At 72.8% G+C, this 17,561-nt stretch carries 14 protein-coding genes; 10 read left to right on the top strand and 4 right to left on the bottom strand.

Annotated elements, in window-relative coordinates:
- The first annotated feature begins 378 nt into the window (after nt 1-378).
- From AB0J12_RS01115 to AB0J12_RS01100, 4 genes are read left to right on the top strand one after another with little or no spacing between them, the layout of a single operon-like run.
- Entirely contained in the window at nt 379-1,476 is a 1,098-nt protein-coding gene (locus tag AB0J12_RS01115) for an IS110 family transposase (RefSeq protein WP_363261995.1), read from the top strand.
- A gap of 32 nt (nt 1,477-1,508) precedes the next feature.
- Nucleotides 1,509-2,810, top strand: coding sequence for a 4-carboxymuconolactone decarboxylase (pcaC, locus tag AB0J12_RS01110; protein WP_363261994.1), 1,302 nt, complete (start codon nt 1,509-1,511; stop codon nt 2,808-2,810).
- 54 nt (nt 2,811-2,864) lie between these two features.
- Nucleotides 2,865-3,500 carry an MBL fold metallo-hydrolase gene (locus AB0J12_RS01105; RefSeq protein ID WP_363261993.1) on the top strand — a complete coding sequence of 212 codons (636 nt, stop codon included), beginning with the start codon at nt 2,865-2,867 and terminating at the stop codon, nt 3,498-3,500.
- Between the two features lie 52 nt (nt 3,501-3,552).
- Nucleotides 3,553-4,332, top strand: a complete 780-nt coding sequence (locus tag AB0J12_RS01100) for an exodeoxyribonuclease III (RefSeq protein WP_363261992.1) — start codon at nt 3,553-3,555, stop codon at nt 4,330-4,332.
- Between the two features lie 42 nt (nt 4,333-4,374).
- On the opposite strand, the gene AB0J12_RS01095 is transcribed toward AB0J12_RS01100, so the two are convergent.
- Entirely contained in the window at nt 4,375-6,081 is a 1,707-nt protein-coding gene (locus AB0J12_RS01095; protein ID WP_363262274.1) for an SGNH/GDSL hydrolase family protein, read from the bottom strand.
- 264 nt (nt 6,082-6,345) lie between these two features.
- Between AB0J12_RS01095 and AB0J12_RS01090 the strand changes: the two genes are divergently transcribed.
- Both AB0J12_RS01090 and AB0J12_RS01085 read left to right on the top strand, forming a co-directional pair.
- Nucleotides 6,346-6,765 carry a DUF6278 family protein gene (locus AB0J12_RS01090; RefSeq protein WP_363261990.1) on the top strand — a complete coding sequence of 140 codons (420 nt, stop codon included), beginning with the start codon at nt 6,346-6,348 and terminating at the stop codon, nt 6,763-6,765.
- A 147-nt stretch (nt 6,766-6,912) separates the two neighbouring features.
- Nucleotides 6,913-7,656, top strand: a complete 744-nt coding sequence (locus tag AB0J12_RS01085) for an amino acid ABC transporter ATP-binding protein (RefSeq protein ID WP_363261989.1) — start codon at nt 6,913-6,915, stop codon at nt 7,654-7,656.
- 372 nt (nt 7,657-8,028) lie between these two features.
- Here AB0J12_RS01085 and AB0J12_RS01080 read toward each other — a convergent pair whose 3' ends face one another.
- A complete protein-coding gene (locus AB0J12_RS01080) occupies nt 8,029-8,787 on the bottom strand; it encodes a hypothetical protein (RefSeq protein ID WP_363261988.1) in 759 nt (252 codons plus the stop codon).
- Between the two features lie 77 nt (nt 8,788-8,864).
- Here AB0J12_RS01080 and ggt point away from each other — a divergent pair, with 77 nt between their 5' ends.
- On the top strand, nt 8,865-10,664 hold the full coding sequence (ggt, locus tag AB0J12_RS01075; RefSeq protein ID WP_363261987.1) for a gamma-glutamyltransferase: 1,800 nt from the start codon (nt 8,865-8,867) through the stop codon (nt 10,662-10,664).
- Between the two features lie 9 nt (nt 10,665-10,673).
- Here ggt and AB0J12_RS01070 read toward each other — a convergent pair whose 3' ends face one another.
- Nucleotides 10,674-13,208: an ATP-dependent Clp protease ATP-binding subunit gene (locus tag AB0J12_RS01070; protein WP_363261986.1), complete on the bottom strand. Its 2,535-nt coding sequence runs from the start codon at nt 13,206-13,208 to the stop codon at nt 10,674-10,676.
- Between the two features lie 205 nt (nt 13,209-13,413).
- Nucleotides 13,414-14,181: a type I methionyl aminopeptidase gene (map, locus tag AB0J12_RS01065; RefSeq protein ID WP_363261985.1), complete on the bottom strand. Its 768-nt coding sequence runs from the start codon at nt 14,179-14,181 to the stop codon at nt 13,414-13,416.
- A gap of 24 nt (nt 14,182-14,205) precedes the next feature.
- Here map and AB0J12_RS01060 point away from each other — a divergent pair, with 24 nt between their 5' ends.
- The 3 genes from AB0J12_RS01060 to AB0J12_RS01050 all read left to right on the top strand — a co-directional run bounded on the left by AB0J12_RS01060 (nt 14,206) and on the right by AB0J12_RS01050 (nt 17,536).
- The gene (locus AB0J12_RS01060) at nt 14,206-14,481 is read left to right on the top strand and encodes a helix-turn-helix transcriptional regulator (protein ID WP_363261984.1); all 276 of its coding nucleotides are present in this window, start codon (nt 14,206-14,208) and stop codon (nt 14,479-14,481) included.
- Nucleotides 14,482-14,609: 128 nt separating this feature from the next.
- Nucleotides 14,610-16,499: a hypothetical protein gene (locus AB0J12_RS01055; RefSeq protein ID WP_363261983.1), complete on the top strand. Its 1,890-nt coding sequence runs from the start codon at nt 14,610-14,612 to the stop codon at nt 16,497-16,499.
- Between the two features lie 194 nt (nt 16,500-16,693).
- On the top strand, nt 16,694-17,536 hold the full coding sequence (locus AB0J12_RS01050; RefSeq protein WP_363261982.1) for a nitrilase-related carbon-nitrogen hydrolase: 843 nt from the start codon (nt 16,694-16,696) through the stop codon (nt 17,534-17,536).
- Nucleotides 17,537-17,561 lie beyond the last annotated feature (25 nt).

Below are 17,561 nucleotides of genomic sequence, written 5' to 3'. Positions count from 1 at the left end.
TGGCGGGTCAGGCGGTTGTCCGTCATTGCCGGTCACGAGTGGGCGGGGATTCGACTCATTCTCAGCCTGCCTCAGCCAGGTTGGGCACTGGTTCGGGCGAAGCCATCCGGCTGTGGTCGGGAGGTGCTGCTGCGCCGGGATCGATGGGACGGTTGCGCGATGCCGTCCCGTACGGGGGTCTGACTCTTGAGATCTTTGACCGAAGTGTCCAGTCACAGGCATGTCGACCGTCGTTGCGGGATGCGTACTCCTGTCACCGAGCCACAGGGCGTGTCCCTATAGGGGCCTTGCCGAGTTCCAGGCGCCATCACGGTTCAGACCGCCCATACGGGCCGGTGCCATCCACCCAGCACGTCACCACGTGGGAGGCGAACCATCATGACGACCCGACAACGCAGCACCTCCTCGAGCACGGATCCGCCCGTTCGGCGCGAGGTCGTCCTGGGTGTGGACACGCACGGCGAGGTGCATGTCGCCGCCGTGGTCTCCCCGCTGGGGAAGGTTCTTGGAACCGAGTCCTTTCCGGCGACGGCCGCCGGCTATCGCCGGTTGCTCGTGTGGGCCCGCAAGCGGGGTACGGTGCGCCGGGCCGGCGTGGAGGGTACCGGCACCTTCGGCGCGGGCCTGTCCCGCTACCTGCTGACCCAGCAGGTCGAGGTGTACGAGGTGAACCGGCCCGACCGCACGGCCCGCCGTCTGCTCGGCAAGTCGGACCCGCTCGATGCGCAGGCCGCCGCGCGAGCCGTGCTCAGTGGTCGTGCCCGGGCCCGGGCCAAGTCCGGCGACGGTCCGGTGCACAGCGCCCGGATCTTCAAGCTCGCCAAGGACTCCGCGGTCAAAGCCCGCACCCAGGCGATCAACCAGCTCAAAGCCGTCCTGGTTATCGCCGACCCCGCCCTGCGGGAACAGCTGTCCAGCCTGGGCAACCGCGAACTGTTCCGCACCTGCGCACGCCTCGGCCTACCCGGCGGTGGGGGAGACGAGGACGCGGTGGCCCAGGCCACCCACCTGACGTTGCGCATGCTCGCCGAGCGCATCGAGCAGCTCACCGGACAGATCAATGAGCTGAACCAACGCCTTACCCGGCTCGTCGAACGCCACGCCCCACAGCTACTCGAACCGGTGGGCATCGGCCCGGACAGCGCCGTCACTCTCCTGATCACCATGGGAGACAACCCCGAGCGACTGAACACCGAGGCGTCCTTTGCTGCCCTTTGCGGAGTCAGCCCCATCGAGTACTCCTCCGGCCGACGGCGCACGCGCCGGCTCAACCATGGCGGCGACCGCCAGGCCAACGCCGCCCTGCACCGCATCGTCTTCACCCGGCTGCGTCACGACCCGCGCACCCAGGCGTACTACGAACGCCGCACGCAGGAGGGCAAGACACGACGTGAGATCGTCCGATGCCTCAAGCGATACGCAGCCCGCGAGGTCTTCAGCCTGGTCAGACCGGTTTCCCGCACCCCCGCGTTATAGGGGCGTCCGTGAGACGTGAGAGGGTCTGGGGCGTGAGTGAGACACCGTCGAACACCCTGCAATACCGCTTTGACGGGCCAGAAGAGGCCCCCGTCCTGATCCTGGGTCCCTCACTGGGTACCACATGGCACATGTGGGACCGGCAGGTCCCCGAGCTTGCCAAGCAGTGGCGCGTCCTGCGGTTCGACCTGCCGGGGCACGGCGGCGCGCCCGCCCACCCCGCGGGGTCGGTCGCCGAGCTGACCGCCCGTCTGCTCGCCACCCTCGACGCGCTCGGCGTGCAGCGCTTCGGCTACGCGGGATGCGCGCTCGGCGGTGCCGTCGGCGTGGAGCTGGCGCTGCGCCACCCCGAGCGGGTCGCCTCGCTCGTGCTGATCGCCGCCTCCCCCCGGTTCGGCACCGCCGACGAGTTCCGCCAGCGCGGGGTGATCGTCCGGACCAACGGCCTCGACCCGATCGCCCGTACGTCCCCCGACCGCTGGTTCACGCACGGCTTCGCCGCCGCCCAGCCCGCGATCACCGAGTGGGCCGTGCAGATGGTGCGCACCACCGACCCCGGCTGCTACATCGCCGCCTGCGAGGCGCTCGCCGCGTTCGACGTGCGGCCCGAGCTGGGCCGGGTCGGCGTGCCGACCCTGGTGCTGGTCGGCTCCGAGGACCAGGTCACCGGCCCCGCCGAGGCGCGCACGCTGGTCGCCGGCATCCCCGACGCCCGCCTCGCGGTCGTACCCGGCGCCTCCCATCTGGTTCCCGTGGAACAGCCGGCCGCGGTGACCGATCTGCTGGTCACGCACTTCTCGACCGCCTGGCAGCCCCTCATCGACCCCGGTACCGGCCAGATCGCGATCCTGGCCGCGCCCGTCAAGCCGGTGCTGGCCGCACCGCCGCCGCAGCCGACGGCGCCGATCGCCGAGATCGCGCCGCCCGTGGCGCAGCCCCAGCCCGCCGGGCGGCCCGACCCGTACGACGCGGGGCTCAAGGTACGCCGGGAGGTGCTCGGCGACGCACATGTCGACCGGGAGCTGGCGCAGGCCGGTGACTTCTCCGGCGACTTCCAGGAGCTTCTCACCCGCTACGCCTGGGGCGAGGTGTGGAACAGACCCGGCCTCGACCGGCGCTCCCGCAGCTGCGTCACCCTGACCGCGCTCGTCGTCGGCGGCCACCTGGAAGAGCTCGCCTTCCACACCCGCGCGGCCCTGCGCAACGGCCTCACCCCGGACGAGATCAAGGAGGTCCTGCTCCAGGCGGCCGTCTACTGCGGCATCCCCGCGGCGAACAGCGCCTTCCGCGTGGCCCAGCAGGTCATCCTCGAGGAGACCACCCTCGCGGAGTGATCCCGGGGCGGGGTGCGCCACCGCACCCCGCCCCGCGCATGCAGGATGGGACGCATGAAGCTCACGAAGATGTCGCACGCCTGTGTCCGCCTGGAGAAGGACGGCCGGACCCTCGTCCTGGACCCCGGCGGTTTCAGCGAGGAGGACGCCGCGCTCGGCGCGGACGCCGTCCTGGTCACGCACGAGCACCCGGACCACTTCGACGAGGGGCGGCTGCGCGCCGCGCTGGAGCACAACCCCGCCGCCGAGATCTGGACCCTGCGCTCGGTCGCCGAGCAGATCTCCGCGGCCTTCCCGGGCCGGGTGCACACCGTCGGCCACGGCGACACCTTCACCGCCGTCGGCTTCGACGTGCAGGTCCACGGCGAGCTGCACGCCGTGATCCACCCGGACATCCCGCGCATCACCAACGTCGGCTATCTCATCGACGACGGCACCGTCTTCCACCCCGGCGACGCGCTCACCGTCCCCGACCACCGAGTCGAGACGCTGATGCTGCCGGTCATGGCCCCCTGGAACAAGATCTCCGAGGTCATCGACTACGTCCGCGAGGTGAAGCCGCGGCGCGCCTACGACATCCACGACGCCCTCCTCACCGACCTCGCCCGCCCGATCTACGACCGCCAGATCGGCGCCCTCGGCGGCACGGACCACCGGCGGCTGACCCCCGGCGACAGCACCGACGTCTAGGACCGACCCGGGCGGGATCGCGTTGTCAGTGCCGCCGGGTAGGTTGTGAGGCATGCGCATCGCGACCTGGAACGTGAACTCGATCACCGCTCGCCTTCCGAGGCTGCTGGCCTGGCTGGAGAGCAGCGGCACCGACGTGCTGTGCCTGCAGGAGGCCAAGGTCGCCGAGGAGCAGTTCCCCGTCGAGCAGCTGCGCGAGCTGGGCTACGAGGCGGCGGTGCACGCCACCGGCCGGTGGAACGGCGTGGCGGTGCTCTCCCGCGTCGGCATCGAGGACGTGGTCAAGGGCCTGCCCGGCGACCCGGGTTTCGACGGCGGGGTCGAGCCGCGCGCGATCTCCGCGACCTGCGGCCCGGTCCGCGTGTGGTCGGTGTACGTGCCGAACGGCCGCGAGGTGGAGCACCCGCACTACGCGTACAAGCTCCAGTGGCTGGAGGCCCTCAGAGCCGCCGTCGCCGGTGACGCCCAGGGCGGTCGCCCCTTCGCGGTGCTGGGCGACTACAACATCGCGCCGACCGACGACGACGTCTTCGACGCGGCCGCCTTCGAGGGCTCCACCCATGTCACCCCGGCGGAGCGCGCCGCGCTCGCCTCCCTGCGCGAGGCCGGGCTGAACGACGTGGTGCCGCGCCCGCTGAAGTACGAGCACCCGTTCACCTACTGGGACTACCGCCAGCTCTGTTTCCCGAAGAACCGCGGCATGCGCATCGACCTGGTCTACGGCAACGAGCCGTTCGCCACGGCCGTCAAGGACGCCTACGTCGACCGGGAGGAGCGCAAGGGCAAGGGCGCCTCGGACCACGCGCCGGTCGTCGTCGACCTGGACGTGTAGGTCCCGTCGTCGGATCCTCCCGGCCGAGCGAGGGGCCCTGGCTCACAGCAGCCGCAGGTCCACGGACTCGCCCAGCGCGGCCAGCCCCGCGTCCCCGGGGTGCAGGTGGTCGCCGCTGTCGTAGGCCGCCGGCATCCGCGCCGGGTGCGCGGGGTCGCGGATCACGGCGTCGAAGTCCAGTAACCCGTCGAAGGCCCCGGTGGAGCGGATCCAGGCGTTCACCGCCGTCCGTTCGGTGTCCACGGCGGCCGGGCACCGGGAGTGGCCCCCGCAGGGCAGGATGGTCGCGGCGAGGACGCGCAGCCCGCGGGCGTGGGCCCGGTCGGCGATCGTGCGCAGCCCGTCGATCAGCGGCGCGGCCGTGACACCGTCCAGCAGGTCGTTGACGCCCTCGAAGACGACGAGCGTGCGCACACCTGTCTGCGCGAACACGTCCCGGTCCAGCCGGTGCAGGGCGCTCACCCCGGACTGCTCGGCCGAGACGCCGTCGCCGGGGTAGCGGTCGGTCAGCACCCGGTTGCCTGAAATGCCCTGATTCAGCACGCCGTAGCGCGGCACGGCACTCTGCCTCCGCAGACGCGCGGCCAGGACATCGGGCCAGCGCCGGTTCGTGTCGGGCGTCGAACGGTCGCCGTCGGTGATCGAGTCGCCGAGGGTGACCACGGCCCCGGGCCCGCCGCCGACGTCCACCCCGGTCAGCAGCGGCCGGCTGGTCAGGGTCGCGGTGTACGCGGCCGGGGAGACGTCCGCGGTGTGGTCGCCCGGCTCGCTCAGATACGACCGCTGCTGCCCGAGCCGGTGCACGGGCGCCGCCGTCACCGGACCCGGCAGATGGAAGCTGACCAGCAAATCGGCCCCGGCCGGCACGGCGAAGTCCAGCGGATCGCTGACCGCCTGGGCCCCCGCCGGGATCACCACCCCGGCCGCCCCGTCGAAGGACAGCGCCACCGGCGCCGCCGCGGGCACCGCCCCCGCCGCTCCCGGCGCCCGCAGCGCCACCGTCGCCGCGCCGATGCGCACCGGCGCCCCCGCGAAGGTGTTGTCGAAGCGCAGGCGCACCCGGGGACCGCCCGCCGAGGTGTGCACGACCAGCCGCAGCGTGCGGTCCGTCCACGGGCCGACGGCCGGACAGCCGCCGGTCGGCGCGGCCCAGCTGCCGGTCCAGCCCGGCGCGTGCGAGCGCACCGACACCGCGAACACATGCAGCCCAGGCGCGACGGGCAGCCGTACCGCCGCCACGGCGCGTCCCGGGGCGAGCGGCACCGTCACGACGTACAGCCGGGCCTGGCGGGCGAGCCGGCCGCCGGGCGTGTTGACGTGCGGGAGCGCGACCGCCTTCGTGGCGGGCGGGCCGGTGCGCCAGTCGGGCGCGGTGAGCGGGTACGGGGCGGTCGTGCCGTCCGTGTAGCGGACCGTGCCCGTGCCGCCCGTGGCGTCCCCGGCCGTCCCCGCCACCAGGAAGGCCAATGCGTCACCACGCCCCGACAGGCGCACCCACTGCCCGGCGGACCGTACGTTGTCCGCCTCGCCCGGTGCCCGCCGCGGCCAGGCCAGCCGCGCGCCCTGCACGGTCAGCGTCCGGCCCGGTGTCCAGCCAGCGGCCGCGAGATCCTGCGCCGACAGGGACGCCCCCGCACCGTCGAAGTCCGCGCCGCCGGGCCGGGAGTCGTCGCTGACCGCGGCATTGTCGTACAGCCGCTCCAGCGGCAGCGGCACGGTGGCCGCCGCCGGGACCGCGGCGGCCGGCAGCGGTGCGGCCGTGGCCAGGACGAGAGCCGCCACCGGCCCCCCGATGCCTCGGCGCGTCACCGGCACCCGCTCCTCCCCGCGTTCTCCCGCTCATACGGACCCTGGCAGGCCCGCGCACCGCGAAGCTAGGAACCCGTCAGGGACCCGTCAACGCGCCATGCGCGGGTGGGGGCGCGAAATGGGCCGTACGGGGCCCGTGCGCGGGTGAAAAGGAGGTCCGCGCGCCTGTGGTGCGCACGGGGGTGCGAATGCCACGCTGTCCCTATGAATCTCCCTTTTCTGGGCATCGGGCGCAGGAAGACCGATGAGGCACGGTTCACGGCGGCACCGGAGGCGGTGGCGGCGCTGCTGTCGGAGTGCGAGCTGCTGCGTTCGCAGGCCGCCGAGGCGGGTGTACGGCTCGACGACACGGCGGTCTCGCTGGAGGCGCTGGACCAGTTGGTGCCGCGCTGGCGGGACGACGCGGAGACGCTGCCCCGGCTCGGCAACGACGCGGGTCTGTACCTCGGCACGGTGGTCGTGCGCACGGTGCCCGGCGCGGTGTGGGAGATCCGCTCCGGCGGGCCGCCGGTGGTCCGGCTCGCCTCGGGGCGCGAGATCGACGTGGTGGCGGCGGGCCGGGACTGGGCCGAGAGCGGGGTTCCCGAGCTGTCGCAGCTGTACGCGGAGGTCGCCGAGGACTGACTCCGAGGGATCCGAGGGTGAGGTCATGGCCCAACCTCCGGCTTAAATACGGCTTATGCCCGGAAAGTGCGTGTCGTCTCTCCGGGGGCAGAGCCGCTGGATAGGTTGCGGCAACCACGACACAGCTGAGAGTGAGTAGGGCTGCGCATGGCCGTCGAACCGTTGATCGAGCTGCGGAACGTCAACAAGTACTTCGGGGAGCTGCACGTCCTGCAAAACATCGACCTCTCGGTAGGCACGGGGGAGGTGGTCGTGGTCATCGGCCCGTCCGGGTCGGGCAAGTCGACGCTGTGCCGGGCCGTCAACCGGCTGGAGCCCATCCACTCGGGCACCATCCTGCTGGACGGGCAGCCGCTGCCGGGGGAGGGGAAGGCGCTCGCCCGGCTGCGCGCCGAGGTCGGCATGGTCTTCCAGTCCTTCAACCTCTTCGCCCACAAGACCGTGCTGCAGAACGTCTCGCTCGGCCAGGTCAAGGTACGCGGCCGCAAGAAGGCCGAGGCCGACCGGCGCTCGCACGAACTGCTCGACCGGGTCGGGGTGGCCGAACAGGCCGACAAGTACCCCGCGCAGCTTTCCGGCGGCCAGCAGCAGCGCGTCGCCATCGCCCGGGCCCTCGCCATGGACCCCAAGGTGATGCTGTTCGACGAGCCGACCTCCGCCCTGGACCCGGAGATGATCAACGAGGTGCTGGAGGTGATGCGGCAACTCGCCCGCGACGGCATGACCATGGTCGTCGTCACCCACGAGATGGGCTTCGCCCGCTCCGCCGCCAACCGCGTGGTGTTCATGGCGGACGGCCGGATCGTCGAGGACCGCCGCCCCGACGAGTTCTTCACCGACCCGCGCAGCGACCGGGCCAAGGACTTCCTCTCCAAGATCCTCAAGCACTGAGGGAGTTCAGGCCCTCGGGGCGCCGAGCCCTGCGCGGAATCGAACGAGGAGCGCTCCGCATGGTCCGTACCGCTTGTGCCCGCACGGCGGTTCTCAACTACGATGTGCCGTTCATCCCTGTGGTGACGACCGAGGCCGTACCCGCCGGTGCGGCCGCACCACGAACGCTGCTGCCGGGGGTGGGTTCCCCCACGGCCCCTCGTCCGTAGGGGGCAGCAGTACACAGGGCCATACCCGCCCGGCCGCGGCCGCAGATCACTGCTCGCGGCGGCAGCGACCCACGCCAGGGGCCGCTGGCCGCGAGGAGAAGGTCAGCCGCGCGCCGGTCGGGTTGTGCTCGTTCCGGGGACGTCTTCCCCGGCCGATACGGCGTCAGGCCTGGGCCCGGTGCGAGTTCCTCGGCGTCGACGCCGGCAGCGGCGCCAGCGCGGCCCGGGTGACGTCCGCGACCAGTTCCACCACGTCAGGACCGTACGCCTGCGAGTTGACGACCTTCAGCAGCAGCACGAAGGAGTTCCTGCCGTGCTTGCGGGCGAGCCGCTCGTGGTTGCGGGCGAGGTAGCGGGTGGCGGCCTGGTTGGTGAGCGCGGTCTGGCCGCAGAAGAGGAACACCGGCCGGTCGCCGTGGCTGCCGTCCACGGTGAGCCGCGCGAGCAGCACGTACTCGACGCGGCCGGCCTCCAGCCGGTAGCGCTCGGAGCCGATCTGGTAGACGCCCCGGTCCGGGCCGGGTTCGGCGTCCACGTTGATCCGCACCCCGGGCAGCAGGGAGGACAGGTGCGCGGCCATACGGCGGTTGGAGGCCGGGCCGCCGACGCAGAACTCGGTGCGCTCCCCGAAGCCCTGACGGGCCGTGTCGTGCGGCAGCACCTGCGCGTGGGCGCGGCAGTCCTTGATCAGCGCGGCGAGTTCGAGCAGGGCGAACACGTCGTGGCGCATCACCGCCAGTTCGGGTCCGGCGGCGTTCCGGTTCACCACCAGCAGCGACTCGGAGTCGTCCGGCAGCCCGAAGAAGGCCTGCTTGCGCCTGAGTTTCCGGTTCCACAACCAGGTGCGGGACAGCCATCCCAGCGCGGCGCTGATACCGGCCGCTATCACCCCGAGGAGGATGTTGCGCACGTCGTCGTTCATGGGCGCGCATGCTACGTGACTGACGTGACCATGATGGTGGAATAGGCTGCGCGAACGGTCCCTCAACGGAGGTGCGGATGCGTCGTCCTGTTGCCCGGAAACTGTCCGTTCTGGCGGTCTCGGCCGCCGTGGTGTCGGTGGGGGCGGCAGCACCGCCCACCGCCCACCGGGATCCCGTCCCGAAGTCACCCCTCGCCGTCGGCTACGGCGGCGCCGTCGCCAGCGTCGACGCGGACGCCTCCGCGGCCGGCATCGAGGTGCTGAAGAAGGGCGGCAACGCGGTCGACGCGGCCGTCGCCACCGCCGCCGCGCTCGGCGTCACCGAGCCCTACTCCGCCGGTATCGGCGGGGGCGGCTACTTCGTCTACTACGACGCCGAGTCGCGCACCGTGCACACCATCGACGGCCGCGAGACCGCCTCGCTGAGCGCGGATCAGAACCTGTTCACGGAGAACGGCAAGCCGCTCGCCTTCGCCGACGCCGTCAGCAGCGGACTGAGCGTCGGCACCCCGGGCACGCCCGCCACCTGGCAGGCGGCGCTGGACGCCTGGGGCAGCAAGCGGCTGGCGAGCGTGCTGAAGCCCGCCGAGCGGCTCGCCCGGGGCGGGTTCACCGTCGACGACACCTTCCGCTCGCAGACGGCCGCCAACGAGACCCGGTTCCGCTACTTCCCGGACACCGCGAAACTGTTCCTGCCCGGCGGACAACTGCCCGCCGTCGGCTCGACGTTCAAGAACCCCGACCTCGCCGCCACCTACGCCGAACTGGCCCGCAAGGGCGTCGGCGCGATCTACCACGGCGACCTGGGCCGGGACATCGTCGACACCGTCAACCACCCGCCCGTCGACCCGGCCTCCGGCTGGAACGCGCGCCCGGGTGAGCTGTCCGAGCGGGACCTGGCCGCCTACCGCGCCAAGTACCAGGCGCCCACGAAGACGTCGTACCGCGGACTCGGTGTGTACTCCATCGCACCCTCCTCCTCCGGCGGCACCACCGTCGGCGAGGCGCTCAACATCCTGGAGAACACCGACCTGTCGAAGGCCACCGAGGCGCAGTACCTGCACCGCTACATCGAGGCGAGCCGGATCGCGTTCGCCGACCGCGGGCGCTGGGTCGGCGACCCCGCCTTCGAGGACGTACCGACGAAGGAACTGCTCTCGCAGCGGTACGCCGACTCGCGGGCCTGCCTGATCAAGGACGACGCGGTGCTCACCAGCCCCGTGCCGCCCGGCGACCCGCGCCACCCCGCCGACTGCGGCGCCCCGGGCACCGCGGCCCCGACGACGTACGAGGGCGAGAACACCACGCACCTCACCGTCGCCGACAAGTGGGGCAACGTCGTCGCCTACACGCTCACCATCGAGCAGACCGGCGGCAGCGGCATCACCGTGCCCGGCCGCGGCTTCCTGCTCAACAACGAGCTGACCGACTTCTCCTTCGCCCCGGCCAACCCGGCCGTGCACGACCCGAACCTGCCGGGACCCGGCAAGCGGCCGCGCTCGTCGATCTCCCCGACGATCGTGCTGGACCGCCACGACAAGCCGGTCGTGGCGCTCGGTTCGCCCGGTGGCGCGACCATCATCACCACCGTGCTGCAGACCCTGACCGAGTTCCTCGACCGCGGGCTGCCACTGGTCGACGCGATCGCCGCGCCGCGCGCCAGTCAGCGCAACGCCGCCCAGACGGAGCTTGAACCCGGATTGTGGAACAGCGATCTGAGGGCGCAGCTGGAGAAGCTCGGGCACTCCTTCAAGCTCAACCCGGAGATCGGTGCCGGGACCGGCGTGCAGCGGCTGCCGGACGGCCGCTGGCTCGCCGCCGCCGAGAAGGTACGGCGCGGCGGCGGCTCGGCGATGGTCGTCCGCCCGGCGCCGTAGCGCAAGCCGTCACAGCTCGGGGGCGGGCCGCTCCTGCGTGCGGAACGCGAGCCGCCCGTCCTCGACGTCGACGGTCACCCGGCCGCCCTCGCTGATCGTGCCGTTCAGCAGCAGCCGGGAGAACTGGTTGTCGACCTCCCGCTGAATGGTGCGGCGCAGCGGCCGGGCGCCGTACTCCGGCTGGTAGCCGCGCTCGGCGAGCCAGTCCACGGCCGCGTCGGTGAAGTCCACCGAGACGCCCTGCGCCTGCACCAGCCGGCGGGTCTGCGTCAGCAGCAGCTGGGTGATCCGGCGCAGTTCGTCGCCGGTCAGCTGACGGAAGACGACGATCTCGTCGATGCGGTTGAGGAACTCCGGCCGGAAGTGCTCGCGCAGCGGCCGCAGGATCTGCTCGCGCCGCGCCTCCTCGTCGGCCTCGGTGCCGGTCGCCCCGAAACCGATGCCGGCGCCGCGCCGGGTGATGGCCTCCGAACCGAGGTTGCTGGTCATGACGATCACGGTGTTGCTGAAGTCCACCGTGCGTCCCTGCGAGTCGGTCAGCCGGCCGTCGTCCAGCACCTGCAGCAGGATGTTGAAGACGTCCGGGTGCGCCTTCTCCACCTCGTCGAGCAGCAGCAGCGAGTACGGATGCCGGCGCACCACCTCGGTGAGCTGGCCGGCCTCCTCGTGGCCGACGTACCCGGGCGGGGCGCCGACCAGCCGGGAGACGGTGTGCCGCTCCTGGTACTCGCTCATGTCGAGGCGGACCATGCGGTCCTCGCTGCCGAACAGCGCCTCCGCCAGCGCCCGCGCCAGCTCCGTCTTGCCGACGCCGGTCGGGCCGAGGAAGAGGAAGGAGCCGATCGGCCGGCCCGGGGCGGACAGACCGGCGCGGTTGCGCAGCACCGCCTCGGAGACGACGCGGACGGCCTCCTCCTGCCCGACGACCCGCTCGTGCAGATGTTCCTCCAGGCCCAGCAGGCGCTCCTTCTCCTCCTGGGTGAGGCTGCTGACCGGGATGCCGGTCTGGCGGGACACCACCTGGGCGATCGCCTCCGCGGTGACCTGGAGGTTCTGCCCCTCGTCCGCCTCGCCGTCGCCGCCGGCCTCGGCGATCCGCTGCTTCAGCTCGGTGATCCGGTCACGCAGCTGCGTGGCCGTCTCGTAGCTCTCGTCGGCGACCGCCTGGTCCTTGTCCCGGCTGAGCTGCTCGACCTCGCGCTCCAGGGCCCGTACGTCCGTGCCCTTGGTGCGCGCCTGGAGCCGCACCCGCGCGCCGGCCTGGTCGATCAGGTCGATCGCCTTGTCCGGCAGCCGCCGGTCGGTCAGATAGCGGTCGGACAGCTCCACGGCCGCCACCAGCGCCTCGTCGGTGTAGCGGACCTGGTGGTGGGCCTCGTAGCGGTCGCGCAGCCCGCGCAGGATCTCGATGGTGTCCGGCACGGACGGCTCCGGCACCAGGATCGGCTGGAAACGGCGGGCGAGCGCCGCGTCCTTCTCGATGCGCCGGTACTCCTCCAGCGTGGTCGCGCCGACGATGTGCAGCTCGCCGCGGGCCAGGGCGGGCTTGAGGATGTTGCCCGCGTCCATGCTGCCGCCCTCGCCGCCGCCCCCGGCGCCGACGACGGTGTGCAGCTCGTCGATGAAGACGATCAGCTGGTCGGAGTGGGTGCGGATCTCCTCGACGATGTTGTTCAGCCGCTCCTCGAAGTCACCGCGGTAGCGCGTGCCCGCGACCACCCCGGTCAGATCCAGGGCGACCACCCGCCGCCCGATGAGGATGTCCGGGACGTCGCCGTCGGCGATGCGCTCCGCGAGCCCCTCGACGATGGCGGTCTTGCCGACGCCCGCGTCGCCGATCAGCACGGGGTTGTTCTTGCCGCGCCGGGAGAGCACCTCGATCGTCTGCTCGATCTCCGTGTCGCGTCCGATCACCGGGTCGATACGGCCCTGCCGGGCCAGGTCGGTGAGGTCACGGCCGTACTTGTCGAGGGTCGGCGTGCCCGTCGGGCGCGCCCGCTCGGACCGGGGCATCTGCGGGGCCTCCGGCGCCGACGGCGGGCCCGAGGGAGCGAAGCGGGCCGCGTTCAGGATGTGCCCGGCGGCGGAGTCCGGGTTGGCGGCGAGCGCGCTGAGCACGTGCTCCGGGCCGATGTAGCCGGCGCCGGTGGAGCGCGCCATCTCGTGCGCGTCCAGCAGCGCCCGCTTGACCGCCGGGGTGAGCGAGAGCGAGGTCGGCGCGGGCGCCTCGCCGGGTGGGTGCTGGACCGGCCCCGAGCGTTCGTCGATCTCCGAGGCCAGCGAGTCGGGGTCCGCGCCGGCACGGCTGAGCAGACTGCGGGTGGGTTCGCTGGCCAGCGCCGCTCGCAGCAGGTGCTCGGTGTCCAGATCCCGGCTGCCGTGTTCCGCGGCGTACTGTGCGGCGCCGCGCACCAGTTCCCTGGCGGGCTGACTGAGCAGACGGCCGATGTCGATCTGGCGGGGCCCCGGACGGGGGCCACCGAAGAAGCGGGCGAGGAATTCTCCGAAGGGGTCGCCCTCCGGGCCGAGGTAGCCGCTGGTCATGGCGCTCCGTTCCTTCGCTGAGACGTACCGGAGGCGGGTAACCGGGGGTGGGGTCGGTCATGCCCACGATGGCATGTTCTGTGGGGGTGCGCCTTCCGACTCGGGGTGTTCTCTCGTCTCGCGGGTGCGGGTCCTCGGTGGTTGCTCGCGCTCACGCGGCGGAGCCGCATATCGATACAGCGCCGCGCCCCTTGCGCACGTCATCTCACCGCTGGGTGAGGACGCGGGGCCCGCTTTCCGTGATCGCCACCGTGTGTTCCACGTGGGCTGCCCTGGTGCCGTCGTTGGTGCGCAGGGTCCAGCCGTCGGGATCCGCGTGGTAGGCGTCCGTGCCGCCGGCGATCAGCATCGGCTCGATCGCGAGGACCATGCCGTGGCGCAGCGGCAGGCCGCGGCCGGGACGGCCCTCGTTGGGGACGCCCGGGTCCTCGTGCATACGGCGGCCGATGCCGTGTCCGCCGAAGCCGTCGGGGATGCCGTAGCCGGCGGCGCGGCACACCGTGCCGACGGCGTGGGCGATGTCGCCGATGCGGTTGCCGACGACGGCCGCGGCGATGGCGGCGTCGAGGGCCCGCTCGGCGGTCTCGATCAGCTTCAGGTCCGCCGGTCGCGGGCGGCCCACCGTGAAGCTGATCGCGGAGTCGCCGACCCAGCCGTTCAGCTCGGCGCCGAAGTCGGCGGAGAGGAGGTCGCCGTCCCGCAGGCGGTACGTCGTGGGGATGCCGTGCACGATCGCGTCGTTCACGGAGGCGCAGAGCACGGCCGGGAACGCGGTGGGCGCGAAGGAGGGCCGGTAGCCCAGGAAGGGGGACGTCGCACCCGCCTCGCGCAGCACGTCGTGGGCGATCTCGTTCAGTTCCAGCAGGGAGACGCCGACGTCCGCGGCCTCCCGTACGGCCGTCAGGGCCCGGGCGACGACCTGGCCCGCCTCGTACATCGCATCGATCGACGTGTCCGTCTTCAGTTCCACCATGCCAATTACTATACCGGTATTAGAATGGGTGCCATGGTGCGTACCCCTCTCACACCCGAAGAGCACGAGCGCGGCGAGCGGCTCGGGCGGCTGCTGCGCGAGGCCCGCGGCGCCCGCAGCATGACGCGGGTCGCGGCCGATGCCGGGATCTCGGCGGAGACGCTGCGGAAGATCGAGACCGGACGGGCCCCGACGCCGGCCTTCTTCACCGTGGCCGCGCTGGCCGGCGCGCTCGGGCTGTCCCTGGACGAGCTGGCCGCCCGGTGTGCGCAGGCGGGGGTGGACCTCGCCGCCGCCTGAACGTCACCGTGGCCGGGGTGCGGGACTGAGGTCCCAGCACCCCGGGGGAAAACTCCGCGTAGCCGCGCCGTAACACACCTGGTGTTGGCTACGAGGCCGGAGTGTTCCCCTCGGGTGGGAGTCGGGCGATGGCGGTGGAGCAACTCCCGGGCGAAATGCGGGAGTTCGTGGAGTACCTCGACGCCCTGCTGGGGCGTCTCGATACGGCCGACGGCTGGTGCGGCGTCTTCTGGCAACGCGACCCGGACGGCATGCGCGCGTGCCGGGAGGGCCGCGAGATGCCGCCCTGGGACGTGGTCGCGGCGCTGCTGCAGGACCTCGCCTCCCGTCACGGCCGGGAGGCCGCGGCACGGGAGGCGGAGCGGGCCCGCGTCCTGCACGCCGCCGCGGTCGCCGCGTACGACGCCCGCCCCGGTGGCCGGGAGGCGCTCGCGGACCGTCTCGACGTGATGCTCCGCGAACAGCGCTACGCGGCGGAGCGCCGCGCGGTCCTGACCCGGACGCTTGCGCGCGCCGCGACCCGCGAGGAGGCCGATGCCCTCCGCCTCGACCTGGCCTGGTCCGACGACGACCACGAACGCGCGACCGCCCGCTGCGCGGAACTGCGGGCCCGGATGGCGCGACTGGAGCGGGGGCTGCCGACGCAGGGGATGCGGGGGAGGGGGAACGGTGGCCCTTCCCGGGACGACGGCCCCCTCGGGGACGCGCTCGGGCAAGCAGGCCACGTCCCGGTCGCACCCGACGCCCACGCGGCCGCGCTTCGTGCCGGGGAGGGAGGTTCCTGGTTCGCGGCGGGAGACGCGGAGGGCGCCGGCCCTGTGGCCGCGAGGGGTGCGGCGGCAGGGGGCGCCGACTTTGTGGCGGCCAGGGGTGCGGGCGCAGGCGGCGCCGACCCTGTGGCGGCGACGGATGCGGCGGCAGGCGCCGGGCATCGCGCGCCGGTCTCCACTCCGCATGCCGGGTCACTCCCCGGCGGCCGGGAGGTCACGGCCCCCGTCGGTGCCGCACCGCACACAGGGCATGGTGCGACCGCCTCCCGGCCGGGGCGCGACGCTCGCCCGGCACCCTCCGGACCCCTGCCCGGCCCCGCCCCCTCGGCCCTCGCGCCCGCTCCCGCCGTTGCCGCGCCCGCCCCGCACCGGCTCGCCGAAACCCCCGCACAGCCCGGTGCCGGCCCGTCCACCCCGCCCGGAGTACAGGCCGTCTCCTCGGCGCAGCCCGGTCCCGTGCCGCCCCCTGCAGCCGCCGCTCCCGGCGCCGAGCCTTCCGTCCGCCCGGCACCCCCCGACGCCACGACGCGCAAGCGTCGCCGTGGCGGTGCCCGGTTCGCCGGTGCCGTCGACGAGGGGGACGCTCCCCTTCTCGCCGAGCCGGCGCCCGTTCCCGCTGCCGGACGTGCCCCACGGGGGGCCCGGTTCGCCGGGGCCGGGGAACACGCCGAGGCTGCGCCCGTGGCCGCGCCCGCACCCTCGGCCGAGCCGATGGACGGCGCCGACCGTCGCGCGGTCCAGGGCGCCGTGGACCGGCTGGCGCGGCTGCGCGCCGACGGCCGTACCGGTGACGCGCATGCGCTGCTCGTCGAGCTCGCCCACTGGCCCGCCGCCCGCTTCCCGCTGCTCGCCGCCGCGCTGCACCGGGCCGGGCTCGGCGCGGACTGGACGACGCTGCTGTGGGAGGCCGCCTCGCTGCCCGCCGAGCGGCTGGTCGCCGCCGCGGACGCGCTCGTGGCGGCCGGCCGGGACGCCGACGGCGAGCACATCCTGCGCCAGGGCGTCGTACGGCCCGCCGAGGAGATCGGGGCCACCGTGCGCACGCTGCACGCGGGCGGCCGCCACCGCGACGTGCGCGCGCTGCTCGGCGCCTACGTCCGCGTCCGCGCCCCCGAGGAGGCCGCCCGCAGCGCCGCCCCCGACCCCCGGCTGCTCGCGCCGCTGCTGCTCGAGGCCGCCCGGGGCGTCTCCGACGAACGCCACTGGGACCTCCTGCACGCCCTGCGGGTCGCCGGTCTCGCCCACTGACTCGCAAACCGAGCGCTGGACGCCACACCCGCCCCACCAGCCCCGGACATCACCCAGAGGAGTGTCATACGCGCTCGACTCAGCGGGTTGGCGACGATGGTCTTGGCAAGCCCGTCCGAGAGGCTTACGTTCGTCCCTCTACAGCCTGTTTCTACGGGCGTAGAGGCTCTGACGTCGCGTCGAAGGAGCAGCTCATGGCGAACGTCGTCCGTGCCGCCCTGGTCCAGGCCACCTGGACGGGCGACACCGAGTCCATGGTGGCGAAGCACGAGGAGCACGCCCGCGAGGCCGCCCGCCAGGGAGCCAAGGTGATCGGCTTCCAGGAGGTCTTCAACGCCCCGTACTTCTGCCAGGTCCAGGAGCCCGAGCACTACCGCTGGGCCGAGCCCGTGCCCGACGGGCCGACCGTGCGCCGTATGCAGGAGCTCGCCCGCGAGACCGGCATGGTGATGGTCGTCCCCGTGTTCGAGGTCGAGCAGTCCGGCTTCTACTACAACACCGCGGCCGTGATCGACGCCGACGGCAGCTATCTGGGGAAGTACAGAAAGCATCACATCCCGCAGGTTCGGGGCTTCTGGGAGAAGTACTACTTCAAGCCCGGCAACCTCGGCTGGCCCGTCTTCGACACGGCCGTCGGCAAGGTCGGCGTCTACATCTGCTACGACCGGCACTTCCCGGAAGGCTGGCGGCAACTCGGGCTCAACGGCGCCCAGCTGGTCTACAACCCGTCGGCCACCCACCGAGGGCTGTCGTCCTATCTGTGGCACCTGGAGCAGCCCGCCGCCGCGGTCGCCAACGAGTACTTCGTCGCGGCGATCAACCGCGTCGGCCAGGAGCCCTACGGCGACAACGACTTCTACGGCACGAGCTACTTCGTGGACCCGCGAGGACAGTTCGTCGGCGGGGCCGCCTCCGACTCCAAGGAGGAACTCGTCGTCCGCGACCTCGACTTCGACCTGATCGACCAGGTGCGGCAGCAGTGGGCCTTCTACCGCGACCGCCGCCCCGACGCCTACGAAGGACTGGTGGAGCCGTGAGCGACCTGTACGCCCGCCACCGCAG

It is taken from the genome of Streptomyces sp. NPDC049915, from assembly GCF_040656475.1.
GTDB lineage: Bacteria > Actinomycetota > Actinomycetes > Streptomycetales > Streptomycetaceae > Streptomyces.
Note: the sequence above shows the minus strand (reverse complement) of the source record. Positions and strands in the feature narration are given on the sequence as shown.